This is a genomic window from Shewanella sp. Pdp11, assembly GCF_002838165.1.
Lineage (GTDB): Bacteria > Pseudomonadota > Gammaproteobacteria > Enterobacterales > Shewanellaceae > Shewanella > Shewanella hafniensis.
This window is the reverse complement of record NZ_CP015194.1, coordinates 1873038-1894023: the sequence shown is the minus strand read 5'-3', so window position 1 is coordinate 1894023 and position 20986 is coordinate 1873038. Positions and strand designations below refer to the sequence as shown.

The following is a 20986-nucleotide window of genomic DNA, read 5'->3' as shown; positions in this document are numbered from 1 at the left end:
TAACCCAGTTACTGTCTAATTAATACAGGATTCTCGAGAACTATTGTTGTCGAGACTACTTTTCGTCGAAAATGATCTTGAGTTGCAGCAATTTTTTTGTCACCTAATACATATTTCGTGTCATTGGTATAACTTGAATCTTCATCTGTCGAACGTACTAAAAGAAATATTCGAATAGCGACTAAACGTTGAAACTGTTCGTTATCCCACATTAGTGAAGTGACATTTTGTGCTGGCATAAATATATCAGCTGTATCATTACCATCATTATCAAAACCATACAATATCCGCATATTTTCAATACCCTCCACCAACTGCTCATAACTACCAGAGGTATTCATTCCACCATTTAATAATAAACGTCTACGAAGTACCGGTATCGAACCATCATTTTGAATGTAATAAACATGATGGACATATTCCCAAAATCTTCCATTGTCCAATGTAGGTGTGGGTTGCGAACCACTAAAAATGATCGCTTGATTTGCCGTTGCACCAATATAGTATCGATTAACATCATTGGGATTAGTCGTAGGCGGGCCTGATAAACGCTTGATTTGTATTACATCGGTATTCTTAACTACATTAGTTAAACACGCTAAGCTTTCTGTTCCAACACCCGCTTCATAACCCCATAGCTTACGAAAATGGCTTGAGGTTGTATTAGGAAACGATGCATTATTAATCCCACCACCAATACAATCATCTCCAGTAGGGATAATGGCAGCCAACAATGTTGTATTTACACCTCTAACCAACTCTGTGCCAGTAATATCCCCCATGAAACCTAACTGGCTAATATCCCTTTCCATAAGTGCTAAGGCGATACGCCCATTTTCTTGCAACTGATTAAATTGACTCGTAGTGGTGACATTAGAGGAGGACATACTAAACATGGTAAATACACCCAGAGTTAAAAATAACCCAATGATCATGGCTACCATTAACTCGACCAATGAGAAACCTGCATGATTTGATAAGCCTTTACGCATTAACTTCACTTAATCAACTCCACCTAAAGGATTATTGTCGTAATAGTCAAAACTCGTCGACGATCGCTACTCGTACCACAAGATTGTACGAATGAATTGGCTTTGGCTGCACCGTCACTCAGTGCTCGAATACCTCGCCAACTCATGACAACTGTAACCTCTCCAGCTAAAGAAGCCTTGATACAAGCGGTTGGTAGATCTAACCCGCCAACATTATGACCACCAACTTGTTCTGAAGCACCAAGAAACAACTGCTCCCACTGATACAAATCAGAAGCTGAAGTCTGAACATCTGAGCATACGTCATTTACGTCATGCCCGACCCCAACATCACAAATCTTCTCCGGAGCAGTTAAATTACCTTTATAGGTGCCAACATAATTCGCTAACTGCCCTCGATTTAATCTCATTCGATTAATAATATCATCAATATAATAAGAGGCTTGGGTTTGCTGAAATGACTCGAAGCTGCCACGCTTTGCAACGATATGCAGATTAAAAATACCGATTAAGCCAATAACTAAGATCACTAATGCAACAAGCACCTCAATTAATGAGAAGCCTCGTTGAAATTTCTTTTGTGTCAATCGTTCGAATTTAGCCATATTTTTGACAAGCTTTTCAGCTATTTACCCTTTTAAAATCTTAGTCTTACGACAAAAAACACCAACAGTTAATAATAGATGAGTAAAATGTAAGTAGCCAGTAACAATAGCATATAAGCATTGACATCATTATGCTTTGAATGAATTTGAGGCAATAAAAAAAGAGGCTTAGCGCCTCTTTTTTATTAATAACTTAACAGCACATAGATTTAGCGTAGTTCAGCAGGCACCGCAAAGACAGTGTCTTCCTTACGGCCTTCGACCTCAGTTACCACACTAGGCGCAAGTTTCGCAATTGCTTGGACAACTTGTTGAACTAGGACCTCAGGTGCAGAAGCGCCTGCGGTAACAGCAACACGCGAAACATTATCGAACCAGCTAGATTCAACATCGTCAGCAGTATCTACCAGGTAAGACTGGGTTCCCGTCTTCAATGCGAGCTCGCGTAACCGATTAGAGTTAGAGCTGTTTTTTGATCCGACAACAATAAACAAATCCACATCTGCAGACAGATTACGTACTGCATCTTGACGATTTTGAGTCGCATAACAAATATCGTCCTTGCGAGGTCCTTCAATTGAAGGAAACCTTTTTTGCAACGCGGCAATAATGTCTAACGTATCATCGACTGATAAGGTTGTTTGGGTCACAAAGCAGAGATTATTAGGGTCGCGCACTTCTAACGCATCCACATCGGCAGGCGATTCAATTAAATAAACGCCGCCGTTAGGATTATCGTATTGACCCATAGTCCCCTCTACCTCAGGGTGGCCTTCATGTCCAATCAGGATGCACTCAATACCTTTACGGCTTGCACGCGTCACTTGAAGATGTACTTTGGTGACTAAGGGACAAGTCGCATCAAAAACTCTCAACCCTCTCGCCTTTGCTTCTTGTCTCACCGCTTGGGATACACCATGAGCACTGAAGATAACAATGTTGTTATCCGGCACTTGATCTAACTCTTCGACAAAAACCGCACCGCGATCCTTCAGATTCTGCACGACATAGCGATTATGTACGACTTCATGGCGAACATAGATAGGCGGTGAAAACAATTCCAACGCCCGTTCGACAATACTGATAGCACGATCAACACCCGCACAAAAACCGCGTGGGTTTGCGAGCATAATATTCAAACTTGGGCTGGTAGGATCGAGTTTCATCTTAAAGTACCTTTACTACGTCCAGTTCAAAAGTGATCTTGTGCCCTGCCAGAGGATGATTCAGATCGACTGTGATGGAATCACCCGCGACATCACGGACAATCCCCGGGATTTCACTGCCACCTGGGCCTGCAAAACTGACAATCACGCCAGCTTCTAAACTCATGTCTGCCGGAAAACGGCTTCTGTCTAGATAGTGAATAGCATCAGGATTTGATTCACCAAAGGCATCAATCGCTTCAAGGGTAAAACTGTGTTTATCGCCTTCAGCAAGTGTTGCCAATTGTGCCTCAAATGCAGGACTTAACGTACCGTCGCCCACATTTAATCGAGCTGGTTTACCCGAAGCTTTAGTGCTGTCTGCGGTTGAACCATCAGAAAGCACAATGTTCATATGGCATAGTAAAGATCGCGTCACAGTCACTTCTTAACCCCTTCGGCGCTATCTGTTTCAGATTTACCGCTTAAAAATGCATCCCAAATGATCAACGCAGCACCAATACAAATCGCCGAATCAGCGATATTGAAAGCTGGGTAGTGGCTTTTACCCCAAAAAAAGTCGATAAAATCAACCACAAAACCGTGCATTAATCTGTCGACTAAATTACCGAGAGCACCACCAATCACTAAGGTGTAAGCCAGATTCAGTTTCAACAAAGAAGCAGATTGCTTACGCAACCACACTGTTAATAAAGTACTGAATCCAACCGCTACAATCGTAAATAACCAACGCTGCCAACCACCGGCGTCACTTAAAAAACTAAAGGCCGCCCCGTAGTTACGTACATAAGTGAAATTAAAGAAAGGCAATAAATTCACTGATTCATACAAATCAAAATTGGCTAAGACCCATTGTTTAGATAGCTGATCGGCGAAAAACACCAATACAGCTACCCAATACCAACGTAAGCCACTGTCTTTCCAAGTTAATGGCATACAGTTCCTTTACGCAAACAGACGAACTTCGCCGTCGCCTTCAATGTTTGTTACGCAGCGAGTACAGAGTGTTGGATGGGCATCAATGGTGCCAACCTCTTCTCTGTGGTGCCAACAACGCTCACACTTCTGTGCAGTACTTGATGCAACGACTAGTTTCAGTGATTCAAGCTCAGTTTCAACCGCTTCCGATGTCGCATCCGCTAAAGGCAAGACTTTGGCTTCAGAGGTCAATAACACAAATCGGAGCTCATCACCGATATGGGTTAATTGCTCAGTCAAAGCTGCATCGGCAAACAAGGTCACTTCCGCTTCTAGTGAACCACCAATACGTTTATCACGGCGCGCTTGTTCAATCACTTTATTGACTTCATTACGCACGGTCAGCAGTTGCTGCCAATAATCGTCGCTCAAATCCGTCGCTAAGGTGACTGATTTCAGGCCTTGATACCATTCTTGGGTAAAGACATAGGCATCACGCTCGCCAGGCAATAATTGCCATACTTCGTCAGCAGTGAAGCTTAGAATTGGTGCAATCCAACGCACCATGGCCTCAGAGATCAAATACAAAGCCGATTGACAGCTGCGACGCGCATGACCTTCTTGCTTAGCCGTGTATTGGCGATCTTTAATGATGTCCAAATAGAAACTGCCTAACTCAACCGAGCAGAACTGCATCAGTTTTTGAGTCACAATATGGAAGTTATATTGTTCATAGGCTTCAATAATTTCCTGTTGCAGCGCAGCAGCGCGGCGCACAACCCAACGGTCTAACGCCACCATATCTTCAACAGCAACTAAATCCTTAGCAGGATCGAAACCGTTCAAGTTGGCTAATAGGAAGCGGGCAGTGTTACGAATACGACGATAGGCATCGGCGCTGCGATTTAAGATTTCGTCAGAAACCGTCATCTCACCGCTGTAATCTGTTGCCGCAACCCATAAACGCAGAATGTCGGCGCCTAATTTGTTGGTTACCGTTTGTGGCGCAATCACGTTACCGATAGATTTTGACATCTTGCGGCCTTTACCATCGACGGTAAAACCGTGGGTAAGCACTTGCTTATAAGGTGCTTTGCCATTCATCGCGGTTGAAATCATCAAAGACGACATAAACCAGCCACGGTGCTGGTCGCTACCTTCAAGATATAAGTCAACGCCGTGTCCGTGGAATTCAGGACGAGCCGCAACCACTGACGAGAAGGTTGAACCTGAGTCATACCAAACGTCCAGAGTATCAGTGACTTTACGATATTGCTCAGCTTCATCACCCAACAATTCGGCGGCATCGAGATCCCACCAAGCTTGAATACCTTGCTGTTCGATACGATTCGCCACGCGTTCCATTAGCGACACGCTATCTGGGTGCAACTCTTCGGTTTCACGATTCACAAACAACGTGATAGGCACACCCCAAGTACGTTGGCGTGAAATACACCAGTCAGGGCGGTTTTCAACCATTTTTTCGATACGACTTTGACCCCAATCAGGGATCCATTGAGTCTGTTCGATTTCTTTCAATGCTTGCGTACGCAGACCATGGTTATCCATAGAGATAAACCACTGCGGCGTTGCACGGAAGATGATCGGTGTTTTGTGACGCCAGCAATGTGGGTAGCTATGGCGGTAAGCCACGTGATTCAGCAATGCGCCTTTTTCTCTCAATAAAGCAACCACGTTATCGTTGGCTTTAAAGACATGTTGGCCAGCAAAATACTCAGTATCAGGCTTGTACACACCGTTGTCGCCAACAGGATTTGCCACTTCTAAACCGTATTTTTGACCAACCACAAAGTCGTCTTGACCGTGACCTGGGGCTGTGTGAACGATACCAGTACCCGCATCAGTAGTGACGTGATCGCCTAAAATTGCAGGCACATCAAAATCCAAGAACGGGTGATTAAAGCGGACAAGCTCAAGCGCGACGCCTTTGGTTGTACCAAGCACTGTATGGCTTTCGATGTTATAGCGAGTCAGGCAAGATTCAACCAAGACTTCAGCTAAAATAAGTGCTTGCGTCACACCGTCTTTTTCGAATTCAACTAAGCTGTAATCCAGCTCAGGACTTAAAGACAAGGCGCGGTTCGCTGGTAGCGTCCATGGTGTGGTAGTCCAAATCACCATAGAAACAGGATGTGAGTAATCGCTTACCCCAAACTTAGCCGCAACGGCATTGCTATCCGCCGCCACAAACGCCACATCGATAGCAGGTGAGGTTTTGTCTTCGTATTCCACTTCAGCTTCAGCTAAGGCAGAACCGCAATCAGTACACCAATGCACTGGCTTTACGCCTTTATGTAAGTGACCACTTTCAATCACTTTCGATAAAGAACGTACGATATTAGCCTCGGTTGAAAAATCCATCGTCAGGTACGGATTGTGCCAGTCGCCCAATACACCTAAACGGATAAAGTCTTCACGTTGGCCGTTTACTTGCTCGGCGGCGTATTTACGGCATTCTTCGCGGAATTCTGCCGCAGAGATTTTTTGACCAGGCTTACCCACTTTTTGCTCAACTTTCAGCTCAATAGGTAAACCGTGGCAATCCCAACCTGGCACATACGGTGCGTCAAAACCAGATAGGGTTTTTGACTTAACAATAATGTCCTTGAGGATTTTATTGACTGAGTGACCAATATGAATACTGCCATTTGCATACGGTGGGCCGTCATGCAAAATGAAGGGAGTACGGCCAATTCGGCTATCACGGATCTGCTGATACAAACCGTCTTTTGTCCAGCGCTCTAACATCTCTGGCTCGCGATTTGCCAAATTACCACGCATCGGAAACTCTGTTTCCGGCAAATTCAAAGTAAATTTATAGTCGCTCATTGATCCTATACCGTTAATTAAACTGATAAATTTCAGCCTGCATCATTACCAAATAAAGCTTTGGCTTCATTTGCATCATTTAAAATCTGTTGCTTAAGCGCATCCAATGAGTCAAAAGGTTGCTCATCACGGAGTTTAGCCACCAACTCGACCTCAACATGTTTGCCGTAAATGTCACCTTCAAAATCAAAAAGATGCACCTCAAGCTGACACACTTGACCGTTCACTGTCGGACGGAACCCAATATTGGCTACGCCCTCATAAATATCGCTGTTATCCCAATAACACTTGACCGCAAACACACCGCGTACCGGCACAACATTGCGTTTTAAGGCGATATTGGCTGTGGGAAAACCAATGGTGCGGCCAATTTTTTGCCCATGCGCGACACGACCACTCAAGGTAAAAGGATGACCGAGCAAGCGTCTTGCTTGCTCAAGATTACCCTTAGCCAATTGTTCACGCACGGCAGTCGAGCTCACTCTTTGCGAGCCCAGCATAAAACTTTGGGTGCTGACCACAGTAAAGCCATATTGGATACCCGCCTGCACTAGCATCTCAAAATTGCCTTTACGGCCCTGACCAAAACAAAAATCATCGCCGACCACTAGGTACTTAACACCGAGTTTACGGACCAACAATTCTTCAATAAAATGCTCAGCGGGTTGATTGGCAAAAGTGCGATTAAAGTTAACGCACACTAACCGTTCGACCCCTAGTTCATCGAGCAACATGACTTTATCACGTAATAAACTTAAACGAGCTGGCGCATTGTCGCCGCTAAATAATTCCTGCGGCTGAGGTTCAAACGTCATCAAAGTAGATGGCAGCGATAACTGCTTCGCCTTCTGCACTAAGTTCGCAATCACTTGTGCATGACCACGATGGACGCCGTCAAAATTACCTATAGTCAATACACACCCGTGGTGGGATGACAAAATGTTATGTATACCGCGGATTAATTCCATAACTTTAGACAACTGCCAAGCGCAAATCGGCTGATTATATAACAGCTAGCGATGAGAATCAGCAATCAAACTCCCCGTTTAATTGACCAAGGACGAATTCCGAGCAAAAGCAGTCCCAACAAGTAACTGACTGCCCCCGCTAAAATCAAGCCTATCAAGGCTTTTGCACGCTCGAACAAATGCCAATCTAACCAAATTTGTTGCGAAGGTAAAAAGTAATACAAGACTACCACCATCAAGGCAGTAGAGACCACGGCTTTAGCAAAAAACACCATAGTCGGCCTAGAAACGCGATAAACGCCGGCGATATGTAATCCTCGATAAAGCAAAGTGGCGTTGAGCAATGCTGACATTGAAGTCGCAATTGCTAGACCAACATATCCAAAAGGAATAGCAAACAATAAGTTAAATCCCATATTGGTGATCATGGCGATAATGCCATAACGCACCGGTGTTTTGGTATCTTGGCGGGAGTAATAACCTGGTGCGAGAACTTTAATCAACATAAAGCTGAGTAAACCGCTACCGTAAGCCATCAAACTATAAGAAGCCATTTCAACATCATGCATCGAAAAAGCGCCGCGCATAAATAACACCATCAGCATAGGCTTGGCGAGCACGATCAACCCCATCATGGCTGGTAGACCTAGCAGTAAAATCGCTTTAACTCCCCAATCCATCGTCAAGCCAAAGCCCGCACCTTCAGCATTCACATGGTTTCGTGACAGCGCAGGCAAAATAACAGTACCAATCGCGATCCCAAACAATCCTAGGGGAAACTCCAATAAACGGTCGGCATAGTAGAGCCAGCTTATCGAGCCCGTCATCAAAAAACTGGCGATAAAGGTATCAAATAACAGGTTAATCTGCGAAACCGACACGCCAAATAGCGCCGGGATCATCAAGGTTCTGATTTTCACCACGCCTGGGTGGTGCCAGCCCCAAGAAGGTTTAACGAGTGCTTTTTCACGCAGCAAAAAAGGGATTTGAAATAAGAACTGGATTAATCCACCACAAAAAACGCCCCAAGCAAGGGTGATTTCGGGTTGAGTCGATGTTGGCGCAAAAAATATGGCCGCGGAAATAATCGCCACATTAAGGAATACAGGGGTAAACGCCGAGACGGCAAATCGGCCTCGGGTGTTTAAAATCGATCCAGCCAATGCGGTAAAGGTGATAAACCACAAATAAGGGAAAGTAATCTTAAGCACTACGGTAGCGAGCTCAAATTTAGCGCCATCGGGCTCATTGTTGAGCCAAGCAATAAACCAACCACCGCCAAATAAGGCTGATAACACAGGCGAAGCCACCACGCCTACAAGCGTCACAATCGTCACCAGCAAACCTAATGTGCCAGCGACTTTACTCAGCAAGTCACGGGTTTCTTCCGCGGTATGTTTCTCTTGGTACTCAGTTAAAACAGGCACAAAGGCTTGTGCAAAAGCCCCTTCAGCAAACAAACGACGTAAAAAGTTAGGAATTTTATTGGCGAAGAAAAACACATCGGCACTTGTCCCAGCCCCCATCAAGTTAGCAACAACGACGTCCCGAACAAGGCCTAACACACGGGATATCAATGTCATAGCACTAACAATCAGACCAGATTTTAATAATTTTCTACTCAAACGTCCCCCAGACCCATATCGAATTGATTAGGTGATACATCTCAAAAAATCGATTCAGGCTCTGTCACACTGCGGTAATAGCTGCTAGAATTGCGCCACATATTACACGAGTTGGGTCGAAGATAGCCAAGGCAGGTTGGATTAATTTATCTTTATGATGAATATTCAATCATAGTCATTGACAAAGTGACTAAATGCAGGCATATTCCTCGGCCTTTAAAAGTATCAAATCCAGTTTTTAGGAGTTGCACCTTGGCTAATAGCAAGTCTGCAAAGAAGCGCGCGCTTCAATCTGAAAAGCGTCGTCAGCATAACGCCAGCCGTCGCTCAATGTTACGTACATACGTTAAAAAAGTAATCGCTGCAATTAAAGCAGGCGATCACAAAACAGCAGCAGAAGCTTTTGCTGTTGCACAACCAATCGTTGACCGTATGGCGACTAAAGGTCTTATTCACAAGAATAAAGCCGCTCGTCAAAAGGCACGTTTGAACGCTAAGATCAAAGCAATCGCTGCTTAATCTACAAAATAGCAAATGAAAAAAACCGGCAATTGCCGGTTTTTTTATATCTGAAAAACACTATTAATGACAATAAATGTTGTTCAATAAGTGGATCATCTCCCGTACTTCATCACTCTTGAGTGAATAAAATACCGTTTGCGCTTCTTTGCGTGTGGTTACTAAATTATCTTTGCGTAACCAAGCAAGATGTTGTGATAGGGCCGATTGACTTAAGCCTAATTTTTTATTCATTTCGCCAACGCACATTTCTCCTTCATTCAATAAATAACAAAGAATAAATAAACGGCGTTCGTTCGCAAGTGCCTTTAATAGCACTACGGCATGATCGGCTCGCTCCTGCATTAATTCAATATTCATTACGCACTTTCTCTCCTAAAACTAACCCCTGCGCTAATATAGCGTCGCCTTACGGATATAGTCGGGACATAAAGCACACTTTTTGCTAGATTGTTTTTAAAAATGGGACATGCTTAATAAAAATAAAGGAAATCTAATGAAGCCCTATCAAACTACACTTCTCTCGAGTCTTTTAATCGGGAGTTTAAGTGCGTGCCAAACTCAAGTAGAAACAGCCCCGACAAGTGACGTCATTAAATTACAACAGACAGCATTAGCTTCACAATTAGGTTATGACATAGTCGAATCTCTCACGGTTGAAGTAGGTCCAAGACTAGCTGGAGGCCCAAAAGATATCATCGCCGTTAACTGGGCGATAAATAAACTGACCAGCCTTGGATTTGACCGCGTTTATAAAGAACCAGTACAAGTACCCATTTGGGAACGCGGTGAAGCCAAAGCCAAAATAACCTTCCCTGTCGAGCAGCCGCTGGTCATTACTGCGCTTGGTGGCAGCGTTGCGACACCAGCAGGCGGTTTACAGGCTAAAATCGCACGTTTTGATAGCCTAGAGGCACTACAACAAGCCAAGCCTGAAGACGTGCAAGGTAAGATTGCGTTTATTGACCAAAAAACCGAGCGCCACATTACTGGTGAAGGCTATGGCAAAAGTGTTGGTGGCCGCTCAAAAGGTGCCGTCGCAGCAGCGCAAAAAGGCGCAGTTGCGATCGTGATCCGCTCTATTGGCACAGATCATGACCGCATGGCCCATACAGGTGTTATGCGCTACCAAGATGACGTGCCAAAGATCCCTGCGGCAGCCATGTCAAACCCTGATGCCGATTTGGTCGATGCATTACTAAAACGCAATCCTGATGCTCTACTTGAGTTGCAGATGTCACCAAAAAATGCAGGTTTTAATACGTCTTACAATGTCATTGCCGAAGTAACTGGCAGCAGTAAGCCCAATGAAATCGTGCTCATTGGCGCTCATTTAGATTCTTGGGATGAAGGTACGGGGGCGATTGATGATGGGGCGGGTGTCGCGATTGTGACGGCGGCAGCTAAGCACATTCAAGATCTTCCAGTAAAACCCGCTCGTACTGTCAGAGTGGTGCTATATGCCGCTGAAGAAATTGGGCTCGTGGGCGGTAAAGCCTATGCAGAGGCTCATAAATCGGAATTACCACTGCACTACATAGCAGCGGAATCCGATTTTGGGGCGGGCCGAATTTATCAAATCGATACACAGGTCAATGAGAGCGCATTTACAGAGGTACAGCAAGCACTCAGCCCTATGTCATTCAATGGTGTCGCACTCGGCAACAACCAAGCTTCTGGCGGGCCTGACGTGTCTATGCTGCCGGCTCTAGGCGTACCTGTTGCATCATTAAGGCAAGATGGTCACGATTACTTCGATTACCATCACACACCGAATGATACCTTAGATAAAATTGCCCCCGCCGCATTGGCTCAAAACGTCGCCGCCTATGCACAATTTGCTTATATCATGGCAAATTCAACCGCGACATTAACACCTTTGGGCACTCAGTCTGAAAAATAGATAATTGATAAAATAATAGAGAGAACAGCATTAGCTGTTCTCTCTCAATTAACATCTTATCGATATTGCGCTATTGCTCTTCACGTAAAAATGTTGGATTTGTCGGTGAACTTTGCTCTTCACTATAGTAATAACCCGCGAGATTAAATGCTTTTAACTCAGCTAACGTATTCACTTTATTGGTGATGATATATCTCGCCATCATGCCCCTAGCACGCTTAGCAAAAAAACTGATCACTTTATATTGACCATTTTTACAATCTTTAAATACGGGGGAAATTAATTGCCCTTGCAGTTTTTTAGGCTTTATCGCTTTGAAATACTCATTAGAAGCAAGATTGACAATAATATCGCTACCACTTTCTGCAAGCGCTTCATTTACCGCTTGCGTTAAGGTATCACCCCAAAATTCATATAGATTTTTACCTTTTGGATTCGAAAGCGCCGTTCCCATTTCTAAACGGTAAGGCATGATTAAATCCAGCGGCCTTAGCAAACCATAGAGACCCGATAGAATACGCAGCTGTGACTGAGTCTGGGCGATTTCATCCTCAGATAAGCTATCAGCATCAAAACCGGTATACACATCTCCTCTAAAGGCAAAAATGGCCTGTTTAGCATTATCTAAACTAAAGTCTGGTTGCCACTCTCCGAAACGCGCCGCATTTAAACCCGCAATTTTATCGCTCACCTTCATCAAAGTCGCGATATCTGAAGGAGTTAATTGCCGACAAACTTGGATCAACTCCTGACTATGAGTTAAGAAATCAGGCTGTGAATACACCTGAGTCAGTGGCGGCTGTTCAAAATCTAAGGTCTTCGCCGGCGAAACCAATATCAACATCAAAAACTCCCAACAGAAACAAAAAGACATGTCTATGATACTGAACGAACATAAAAAAACCACGCTTTAACGGCGTGGTCTTTTCGATTACGACAATCAGTAATACTTGTCGTCGATAATTTGGGTTAACTAAGGCTTTTTAACGGGCTTGAGACTGGCATCTTGCCAAATGTCATCATCAAGTTGATCCATTAATTCAGGAAACTTACTGCGGTCAAACTCTGGTGTCTTACCCGCTTTAACCTGCTCGCGATAATCATTGATGACGCGAATGGCCAAACCTGACAACAGTAAGAGCGCAATAATGTTCACTGTCGCCATTAATCCCATAGAAACGTCGGCTAAGTTCCACACCAGACTTATCTTCGCCACGGCACCAAACATCACCATACCCAATACACACAAACGGAACAAAGGCAGTAATTTGGTACTGTTGCCCATTAAAAACATAACGTTTGTTTCAGCGTAAGAGTAATTGGCTATGATTGATGTAAAGCAGAATAAGAAAATCGCTACCGCAATAAACGCCCCACCCCAGTCACCAACATGAGTAGACATAGCATTAATGGTTAATCGTATGCCATCGTCACTCGAGCCAATATCTCCTGATAGTAGGATTATTGCAGCCGTTGCAGTACAAATAACAATAGTGTCAGCAAACACACCCATCATTTGTACAAAACCTTGGGATGCTGGATGGTTCGGATTAGGCGACGCACTGGCCGCGACATTCGCCGCGCTCCCCATACCCGCTTCGTTCGAAAAGAGTCCGCGTGCAATACCCGCTTGCATAGCTTGCGCGACAGTATAAGCGACACCACCGGCAGCAGCCTCTTGCCAACCAAAAGCACTTTTCACAATTAAGCTAATAATCGCAGGTAGTTGATCAAGGTTGAAAATAACGATGATAAAGGCAACGAGAATATAGGCTAATGCCATGATAGGAACAATAAACTCAGAAACTCGGGCAACTTTACGCAGACCACCGACAATAACAAATCCACTGGCAATCACGAGTCCAATCCCGACATAAGTTGGATTAAACCCAAAAACTCGCTCCATGGCTCCAGTAATCGTATTTGCTTGCACCGCGTTAAATACCAGACCAAAAGCAATGATCAGGAATATAGCAAATAAAATGCCCATCCAGCGCTGACCCAAGCCTTTTTCCATGTAGTAAGAAGGACCACCGCGGAACTGACCGTTATGATCACGTACTTTGTAAACCTGCGCTAAGGTTGATTCAACCATAGCAGTAGCCATACCTAAAATAGCGATAAGCCACATCCAAAATACCGCACCAGGACCTGCAGCACCAATAGCGACTGCAACACCGGCCATATTACCGGCACCGACACGGGCCGCCATACTGGTACAAAAGACTTGAAATGATGAAAGACCGCTATCGCAACCTTGGCGACTCATGGTCATGACTTTGATGGAATGTTTAAAGTGGGTTAACTGGATAAAGGCAAGTCTAATGGTAAAATAAAGACCAGCTCCTACTAGCCCATATACTAACAACTTACCCCAAAGTAGCGCATTCAAAAAATTAACTATGGTTTCTAACATATTATTTTACTTCTTCCCGTAGCAAATGCTCCTCAAATTGAATGGCAATTAGAGGTACAACATCTGTGGTGAATGAATCCTTCCAAGTTAAAGGTAAGAATTTCGGTAGATTTATTTTTTCAAATTATCCTTCCGTGAATTTACAACATCACGGCTACCGAATTCAACGCAGCAAAATAGCACAGTATTCGAAATTGCTCATGTGATCAAGCTCGCGTTTGCGCAGTTAAACACCATCAACATCACGTCTCACAACATAAGCTAAGTCACTGTTAAAGCTGAATTAACAAAAGTGCACAGTTAGCACATTATTTTTAACAGTAAAAACAACTTTTAAAATTTGGATGCAGGGCACATTTTTGTAATAAAATTACAAATATAGTAGTCACATAGAAACTTCAATCATCTCTTGTTTGTTTTAGTGAGGCTTTATATGACACAAATACATGAAATCAATGCACTGAAAAAATATGTCAGAGCGACTAACTTTCTTGCGACCTCGCAGATTTATCTCAAACAAAACGTCTTACATAAACGTCCACTTGCCCATACTGATATCAAACCACGTTTACTTGGCCACTGGGGTACCTGCCCCGGCATTAACTTTGTTTACGCCAACATTAATAGATTGATTGTTAAACACAATCGCTCATTCATCTATTTAGTTGGTCCAGGTCATGGTTTCCCTGCAGTACAAGCTAACTTATTCATAGAGGGTTCGTTAAGCCATTTCTATCCTGAAACAATTCCCTACAATGAAACGGGTATCGAAGATATTTGTAAGAAGTTTTCCGCAGCTTACGGCTATCCTTCACATGCAAACCCAGAAGCTCCAGGACAAATTCTTGAAGGTGGCGAACTCGGCTACTCACTTTCAGTAGGCTGGGGCGCTGTTCTCGATAATCCAGATCTGATCGCCACCGTCTTAATTGGTGACGGTGAAGCAGAAACGGGGCCATTAGCCGCATCTTGGTATGCAAATCGCTTAGTATCTCCTGCGACTAGCGGTGCAGTATTACCGATTGTGCATATCAATGGCTATAAAATTTCAGGCCCAACCCGCATGGGACGCATGAGTCATGAAGAACTGGATCTTGAATTCCGTGGTCTTGGCTACTTCCCTATTATCGTTGATAACGAATTAGAAGAAGATATCTATGTGCAAATGACAAATGCCATGGATACCGCTTACGCCATGATCAATGATATCCAACGTCGTGCCCGTAGTGGCGAAGATGTGGTTAAGCCTAAATGGCCAGTGATTTTAATGCGTACCGCCAAAGGTTGGACAGGTGTCAGTGAGTATAAAGGTAAGAAACTCGAAGGTAACTGCGAATCACATCAAGTGATCGTCAATAAATGTGCTACAGATAAAGGCCATCTGGATGCACTAAACAATTGGCTTGCCAGTTACAACTTCCAAGAACTTTACCAAATGAATGATAAAGGTGAGCTTATTTTTGATGCAGACATTTGCTCATTAATTCCACCTAAGCAACTTGCCTGTGGTCGTCAACATTTGAGTTACGGCGGGGAAGTCGTTAGAGCGTTAGCGAATCCCGATCTCGAAAAACTTAGCTATGGCCCAGAAGTACCACGTGGTCACCGTGGTTATTCAATGCTGAAAATGGGCGAATGGATGCGTGATGCATTCAAGTTGAACCGTGATCAACGTAATCTACGTATTTTTAGCCCTGATGAAACCTATTCAAATCAGTTACAAGCTGTATTTGAAGAAACCGATCGCGCATGGCAATGGCCAATTGAAAGCTGGGATGAAGACATGTCCCGTGAAGGGCGAGTCATTGAACTGCTTTCTGAAAATTTGCTGTTTGGTATGTTACACGGTTACACAGTCACAGGCCGCCACGGTATGTTCCCAACCTATGAGTCATTCTCACAAGTGATCTCATCGATGGCAGACCAATACTGTAAATACGTCTACGCGAGCCAAGGCGTACACTTCCGTAAGCCACTGCCTGCATGTAACGTCGTTTTATCTTCGTTGCTAGAACGCCAAGACCATAATGGCTACTCGCATCAAAACCCGTCTTTCCTTGGCGCTATGCTAGAGAAGCATCCTAAAATTATCTCTGCTTATTTACCAGCAGATGCCAACAGCACCTTAGTTTATACCGAACGCGCTTATGCTGACCGCGACAAACTCAATATTCTCGTTGCGGGTAAGAAAGAGTTACCACAATGGTTAAGCTTGGAAGAAGCGCGTAAACAAGCAAAAGATGGCGTGATGGTTTGGGATTTTGCCTCTGATGAGAATCCAGATATTGTGTTGGCAGGTTGTGGTGATTACGTCACTCAAGAATGTATGGCTTCATTAGTATTGATCAGAGAACTGCTTCCAAGAGTCAAAATTCGCTTCGTTAGCGTCACAGAATTAAGCAGTGATGGCCTAGGAAGTCGCAAATTTAAAGAAAAACCTTGGTTAATGGACGAAATATTTACCCAAGATAAAGGCGTGGTGTTCAACTATCACGGTTATCCAAATACGATCAAAAAGTTAATATTTGATTACAAAGGCAGCCGTCGCTTCAGAATCAAAGGCTATGAAGAAGAAGGTTCAACAACCACTCCATTCGATATGGGCGTTCGTAACGGTACATCACGTTATCACCTAGTAATTGATATGGCTTATAAACTGTTCCAACAGGGCGTCATTGATGAAACTATGCACGTCTCCATCACCACTGACATGTTGCAAAGATTAGTTGATCACCGCAACTATATTAAAGCCAATGGTGTCGACCCAGTAGAAATTGAGAATTGGGTATGGACACGTTAAAGTTTACTAAAAAATAACAAAATAATTCATTTTAAAGGCATTCCTCGGAGTGCCTTTTTTATGTTTAAAAAACAACTTACAGCACGAGTGACTATAAAAAGGAAACTCTTAACACTGGTAAAACTTAACAAACCAAGTGATAATTAACCGCTGGCTACAATACCAAAGGATCCCCACATTAAGTGCTAGCAATGTTTTGCACACATAAAGCAAGACATATTGGTGGAGAATCATAAATAATGGAATTGGAGAACATGATGAATCATAAATTAAAATTTGTACTGCTTGCCTCGCTATTACCTTTCACTGTATCAGCGGCTCAAGAACTCACTCCTTGGTATGTTGGCGCAGGTTTAGGCGTTAACAACTATGAACATATCGCGACCCAGAATGGTCAAGATGACCCATATGCATGGGATGTATTCGCAGGCTATATGTTCAATGATTACTTCGGCGCTGAAATCGGCTTCCGCGATTTGGGTAATGCTGATTGGACTGCAGCAGGTTTCAGCAATGATGCTGGCGTGAAAGGTTCAACGCTAGGCTTAGTAGGTATCTGGCCACTAGCCAATCGCTGGAGCTTATCAGCTGAAGCGGGTGCAATGTATTATTCACTTGAGAATAGCCAAAATAATGGCATTCAATCAAGCAAATACAGTACAAACGACTTTGCTCCATATATTGGCGCTGGTGTGGGTTACAACTTCACAGATAACCTGAAGTTACAAGCTAAATATCGTCGTTATGAAAACCTGGATGACGATTACAACATCGTTCAAGCTGATAGCAACTACTGGGGCTTAGAATTAAGCTACCGCTTCGGTTCTCCAGCAGTTGCAGCACCTGTTGCTGCAGCGGTTATCGCAGCAGCACCTGTTGACTCAGACAACGATGGCGTCTATGACGACAAAGACCAATGTCCAGCCACACCAGCAACACATAAAGTTGACTCTGTTGGCTGTACTATTTACGAAAACGTAAAAAATAAAGAAGACGTGGGTTCAATCCAGTTTGCTAACGATTCAGCTGTAGTTAAGCCTGTTTTCTACAAAGATATCGAAAGACTAGCTAACTACCTGAACAAGAACCCAGAGTTCACTGTTGAAATCGCTGGCCATGCCTCAAACGTAGGTAAACCAGAGTACAACATGGTGCTATCTGACAAACGTGCTGACGCCGTTGCCAAAATTCTTGTTGAGAAATATGGTATCAGCCAAAGCCGCGTAACTTCTAACGGTTACGGTGTGACTCAGCCACTGGTTGCTGGTGACTCGAAAGAAGCCCATGCTGCTAACCGTCGCATCGAAGCCGTTGTGACAACTACAGCTAAACAACCTGTTCTTAAGTAATATTACTTATTGACGTAAAAAAGTCGCTGCTTGCAGCGACTTTTTGTTTTTATGGGGTATACACTAGTAAAAGCGATGCCCTCTACCACAGCCAAGAGAGAGCCTGTATCTCAAGCCAAACCTAAATAGACATAAAATTGTCATTTTTGTAATTTTTTTACATTCAAGGTTGGAAAAGTTGGCAAAATCGCTTCTAATAGTCATCAGTGAATTCCGAGTTAAGACTGCTACCTGAGAAGGATGTTTTTCATGGCCAATACATTAGAGCAACTCAAGTTATATACCACTATCGTCGCTGACACTGGCGACATCGAAGCGATTAAACGCTACCAACCTGAAGATGCGACAACCAATCCATCACTCATCTTGAAAGCGGCTCAAATTCCTGAATACGAATCCCTCATAGATAACGCTATCGATTGGGCAAAATCACAAAGTGCCGATCTCGCGCAGCAACTTGATGATGCCAGCGATAAGCTCGCCGTTAATATCGGTGTGGAAATACTGAAACTCGTTCCTGGACGTATCTCAACTGAAGTTGATGCCCGTTTATCATTCGATAAAGAACAATCAATTGCGAAAGCCCATAAGCTGGTTCGCCTCTACAAAGAAGCGGGCGTTGATAAATCACGTATTCTGATCAAACTTGCTTCAACATGGGAAGGCATTTGTGCCGCTAAAGAGCTAGAGAAAGAAGGCATCAACTGCAACTTAACTCTGCTATTTAGCTTTGCCCAAGCACGTGCTTGCGCCGAGGCTGGTGCTTATCTAATTTCGCCTTTTGTAGGCCGCATCCTTGATTGGTACAAAAAAGATACAGGTAAAGACTACGATGCCGTAAATGACCCAGGAGTCATTTCTGTTACCGAAATCTATAATTATTACAAACAGCATGGTTTTAATACTGTCGTTATGGGCGCAAGTTTCCGTAATATCGGTGAAATCATCGAACTAGCAGGCTGCGATCGTCTCACGATTGGCCCTTCTCTGTTAGAAGAACTGGCTAATTCGCAAGTCGACATTACTCCTAAACTGGTTCCGGCAACCAGCACTGTCGCAGCCGAAGCTCCATTAACAGAAGCGCAATTCCGTTGGGACTTTAACCAAGATCCTATGGCAGTTGATAAGCTTGCAGAAGGCATTCGAAACTTTGCTATCGACCAGGGCAAACTCGAAGTGATGCTCACGGCTAAGCTAGCAAACTAAGCACTCTGGAGACGGCGAGATGACACACTTGACCCAAAGCTCAACATGGCAAGCTTTATCAGCACACAGTAAAAATGTACCGCATATGAGGGAATTATTTGCCACTGACGCGGCACGTTTCAATAAAATGTCGCTAACTGCCTGTGGTTTATTACTGGATTACTCTAAAAACAGAGCAACGACGGAAACGCTTGATCTGTTATTTGCGTTGGCAAGCAATAGTCAACTTGAAGCAAAAATCAAAGCAATGTTTGCGGGTGAGATCATTAACACCACAGAGAAGCGCGCCGTTTTGCACACTGCGCTACGTAGCACTGCGGAACAATCGATTATTGCCGAGGGTCAAGACATAGTTCCTGAAGTCCAACAAACCCTGAATAAAATGCAAGGGTTTGTGAGTTCAGTGACATCAGGTCAATGGAAAGGTTACACAGGTAAAGCGATAACCGATATTGTCAGTATCGGTATCGGTGGATCTTTCCTTGGTCCAAAGATCGTCTCTCAGGCGCTACGCCCATATTGGAACCCAGAGTTAACATGCCACTTTGTAGCAAACGTCGATGGGACTTCTATCAGTGAGAAATTGAAATTACTGGATCCTGAAACGACCTTGTTCATCATGTCGTCCAAATCTTTCGGCACACAGGAAACCTTAACCAATACCCTCACTGCCAGAGAATGGTTCTTAGCAAAAGGCGGTTTGCAGTCAGATGTGGCAAAACACTTTGTCGCAGTAACCTCAAACGTCGCTAAAGCGACGGATTTTGGGATTGATGCAGACAATATTTTCCCTATGTGGGATTGGGTTGGCGGTCGTTACTCACTCTGGTCAGCGATTGGTTTACCGATAGCACTCTTGATTGGCATGGATAATTTCAGAGCCTTGCTCTCAGGTGCCCACCAAATGGATGAGCACTTCGCCAATGCACCACTGACAGAAAACATGCCAGTGATCATGGGCTTATTATCCCTATGGTACGGTAATTTCTTCAATGCTCAGTCCCATGTTGTACTGACATATGATCATTATCTACGTGGTCTACCGGCTTACTTCCAACAGCTCGACATGGAAAGTAATGGTAAGTCTGTCACCTTAAACGGGACAGATGTTGACTACAGTACTGGTCCAGTAATTTGGGGTGGCGAAGGCACTAATGGCCAACATGCCTATCACCAGCTGTTGCACCAAGGTACTGCCCTGATCCCTGCCGATTTTATTATGCCACTGCAAAGTCATAATCCTATCGGAGAGCACCATGATCAGCTAGCATCAAACTGCTTTGGCCAGACTCAAGCCCTAATGCAAGGTCGCACTTTTGATGAAGCCTTAGTCGAACTCGCTAATAGCGCATTATCTGCGACTGAAAAGCAGCTGATCGCAAAACATAAAGTGATGCCAGGTAACAAGCCGAGCAACACCTTACTCATGGATAAGCTCACGCCGAGCACCTTAGGTGCTTTAATTGCCCTGTATGAGCACAGAACCTTTGTTCAAGGTGCAATTTGGGACATCAACTCCTTTGACCAATGGGGTGTAGAGCTCGGTAAGGATCTGGGGAACGATGTGTTAGCACGCATCGGTGCGACGCAAAATTGTGATGCCTTAGATGCCTCAAGTAACGCATTGATTAACCTTTATCGACAAGGCAAAATCTAATCGAACAAAAAG

General features: G+C 44.0%; 17 protein-coding genes. 6 read left to right on the top strand and 11 right to left on the bottom strand.

Features of this window, described 5'->3' with window-relative positions; all coding sequences use genetic code 11:
* Positions 1 to 8: 8 nt before the first annotated feature.
* The 8 genes from AYJ58_RS08385 to murJ form a co-directional block, all read right to left on the bottom strand.
* Positions 9 to 992 carry a PilW family protein gene (locus tag AYJ58_RS08385; RefSeq protein ID WP_106651781.1) on the bottom strand — a complete coding sequence of 328 codons (984 nt, stop codon included), beginning with the start codon at positions 990 to 992 and terminating at the stop codon, positions 9 to 11.
* A 23-nt stretch (positions 993 to 1015) separates the two neighbouring features.
* Entirely contained in the window at positions 1016 to 1597 is a 582-nt protein-coding gene (gene pilV, locus AYJ58_RS08380) for a type IV pilus modification protein PilV (protein WP_106649743.1), read from the bottom strand.
* Between the two features lie 209 nt (positions 1598 to 1806).
* Complete coding sequence (ispH, locus tag AYJ58_RS08375; RefSeq protein ID WP_198555675.1) at positions 1807 to 2736, bottom strand: 4-hydroxy-3-methylbut-2-enyl diphosphate reductase; 930 nt, start codon at positions 2734 to 2736, stop codon at positions 1807 to 1809.
* 28 nt (positions 2737 to 2764) lie between these two features.
* Positions 2765 to 3187 carry an FKBP-type peptidyl-prolyl cis-trans isomerase gene (gene fkpB, locus AYJ58_RS08370; RefSeq protein ID WP_006080638.1) on the bottom strand — a complete coding sequence of 141 codons (423 nt, stop codon included), beginning with the start codon at positions 3185 to 3187 and terminating at the stop codon, positions 2765 to 2767.
* Entirely contained in the window at positions 3184 to 3699 is a 516-nt protein-coding gene (gene lspA / locus AYJ58_RS08365) for a signal peptidase II (RefSeq protein ID WP_106649741.1), read from the bottom strand. The genes fkpB and lspA overlap by 4 nt, the downstream gene beginning before the upstream one ends.
* Before the next feature lie 9 nt (positions 3700 to 3708).
* Positions 3709 to 6531, bottom strand: a complete 2823-nt coding sequence (ileS, locus tag AYJ58_RS08360; protein ID WP_106649740.1) for an isoleucine--tRNA ligase — start codon at positions 6529 to 6531, stop codon at positions 3709 to 3711.
* Between the two features lie 32 nt (positions 6532 to 6563).
* The gene (ribF, locus tag AYJ58_RS08355) at positions 6564 to 7499 is read right to left on the bottom strand and encodes a bifunctional riboflavin kinase/FAD synthetase (protein ID WP_106649739.1); all 936 of its coding nucleotides are present in this window, start codon (positions 7497 to 7499) and stop codon (positions 6564 to 6566) included.
* A 65-nt stretch (positions 7500 to 7564) separates the two neighbouring features.
* Complete coding sequence (gene murJ / locus AYJ58_RS08350; RefSeq protein ID WP_106649738.1) at positions 7565 to 9124, bottom strand: murein biosynthesis integral membrane protein MurJ; 1560 nt, start codon at positions 9122 to 9124, stop codon at positions 7565 to 7567.
* 252 nt (positions 9125 to 9376) lie between these two features.
* Here murJ and rpsT point away from each other — a divergent pair, with 252 nt between their 5' ends.
* On the top strand, positions 9377 to 9643 hold the full coding sequence (gene rpsT, locus AYJ58_RS08345) for a 30S ribosomal protein S20 (protein WP_006080633.1): 267 nt from the start codon (positions 9377 to 9379) through the stop codon (positions 9641 to 9643).
* A gap of 63 nt (positions 9644 to 9706) precedes the next feature.
* Here the strand turns inward: rpsT and AYJ58_RS08340 are convergent, their stop codons facing one another.
* Entirely contained in the window at positions 9707 to 10003 is a 297-nt protein-coding gene (locus AYJ58_RS08340) for an ArsR/SmtB family transcription factor (RefSeq protein ID WP_006084975.1), read from the bottom strand.
* Between the two features lie 136 nt (positions 10004 to 10139).
* Between AYJ58_RS08340 and AYJ58_RS08335 the strand changes: the two genes are divergently transcribed.
* A complete protein-coding gene (locus AYJ58_RS08335; RefSeq protein WP_012588327.1) occupies positions 10140 to 11546 on the top strand; it encodes a M28 family metallopeptidase in 1407 nt (468 codons plus the stop codon).
* 70 nt (positions 11547 to 11616) lie between these two features.
* On the opposite strand, the gene yaaA is transcribed toward AYJ58_RS08335, so the two are convergent.
* Both yaaA and AYJ58_RS08325 read right to left on the bottom strand, forming a co-directional pair.
* Complete coding sequence (yaaA, locus tag AYJ58_RS08330; protein WP_012588328.1) at positions 11617 to 12390, bottom strand: peroxide stress protein YaaA; 774 nt, start codon at positions 12388 to 12390, stop codon at positions 11617 to 11619.
* A 129-nt stretch (positions 12391 to 12519) separates the two neighbouring features.
* Positions 12520 to 13962, bottom strand: coding sequence for an alanine/glycine:cation symporter family protein (locus tag AYJ58_RS08325; RefSeq protein ID WP_106649737.1), 1443 nt, complete (start codon positions 13960 to 13962; stop codon positions 12520 to 12522).
* A 433-nt stretch (positions 13963 to 14395) separates the two neighbouring features.
* On the opposite strand from AYJ58_RS08325, the gene AYJ58_RS08320 reads away from it, so the two are divergent.
* The 4 genes from AYJ58_RS08320 (at position 14396) to pgi (ending at position 20974) form a co-directional block, all read left to right on the top strand.
* Complete coding sequence (locus tag AYJ58_RS08320) at positions 14396 to 16762, top strand: phosphoketolase family protein (RefSeq protein WP_106649736.1); 2367 nt, start codon at positions 14396 to 14398, stop codon at positions 16760 to 16762.
* A 239-nt stretch (positions 16763 to 17001) separates the two neighbouring features.
* On the top strand, positions 17002 to 18111 hold the full coding sequence (locus tag AYJ58_RS08315) for an OmpA family protein (RefSeq protein WP_198555637.1): 1110 nt from the start codon (positions 17002 to 17004) through the stop codon (positions 18109 to 18111).
* 249 nt (positions 18112 to 18360) lie between these two features.
* Entirely contained in the window at positions 18361 to 19317 is a 957-nt protein-coding gene (tal, locus tag AYJ58_RS08310) for a transaldolase (RefSeq protein WP_106649734.1), read from the top strand.
* A gap of 19 nt (positions 19318 to 19336) precedes the next feature.
* Complete coding sequence (gene pgi, locus AYJ58_RS08305; RefSeq protein WP_106649733.1) at positions 19337 to 20974, top strand: glucose-6-phosphate isomerase; 1638 nt, start codon at positions 19337 to 19339, stop codon at positions 20972 to 20974.
* The last annotated feature ends 12 nt before the right edge of the window (positions 20975 to 20986 follow it).

Bases quoted from the DNA above. Each gene is read 5' to 3' on its own strand.
- AYJ58_RS08385 (WP_106651781.1), bottom strand. From the start codon at position 992: ATGCGTAAAGGCTTATCAAATCATGCAGGTTTCTCATTGGTCGAGTTA.
- AYJ58_RS08320 (WP_106649736.1), top strand. From the start codon at position 14,396: ATGACACAAATACATGAAATCAATGCACTGAAAAAATATGTCAGAGCG.
- AYJ58_RS08325 (WP_106649737.1), bottom strand. From the start codon at position 13,962: ATGTTAGAAACCATAGTTAATTTTTTGAATGCGCTACTTTGGGGTAAG.
- pilV (WP_106649743.1), bottom strand. From the start codon at position 1,597: ATGGCTAAATTCGAACGATTGACACAAAAGAAATTTCAACGAGGCTTC.
- tal (WP_106649734.1), top strand. From the start codon at position 18,361: ATGGCCAATACATTAGAGCAACTCAAGTTATATACCACTATCGTCGCT.
- ileS (WP_106649740.1), bottom strand. From the start codon at position 6,531: ATGAGCGACTATAAATTTACTTTGAATTTGCCGGAAACAGAGTTTCCG.
- lspA (WP_106649741.1), bottom strand. From the start codon at position 3,699: ATGCCATTAACTTGGAAAGACAGTGGCTTACGTTGGTATTGGGTAGCT.
- pgi (WP_106649733.1), top strand. From the start codon at position 19,337: ATGACACACTTGACCCAAAGCTCAACATGGCAAGCTTTATCAGCACAC.
- AYJ58_RS08315 (WP_198555637.1), top strand. From the start codon at position 17,002: ATGGAATTGGAGAACATGATGAATCATAAATTAAAATTTGTACTGCTT.
- yaaA (WP_012588328.1), bottom strand. From the start codon at position 12,390: ATGTTGATATTGGTTTCGCCGGCGAAGACCTTAGATTTTGAACAGCCG.
- ribF (WP_106649739.1), bottom strand. From the start codon at position 7,499: ATGGAATTAATCCGCGGTATACATAACATTTTGTCATCCCACCACGGG.
- AYJ58_RS08340 (WP_006084975.1), bottom strand. From the start codon at position 10,003: ATGAATATTGAATTAATGCAGGAGCGAGCCGATCATGCCGTAGTGCTA.
- AYJ58_RS08335 (WP_012588327.1), top strand. From the start codon at position 10,140: ATGAAGCCCTATCAAACTACACTTCTCTCGAGTCTTTTAATCGGGAGT.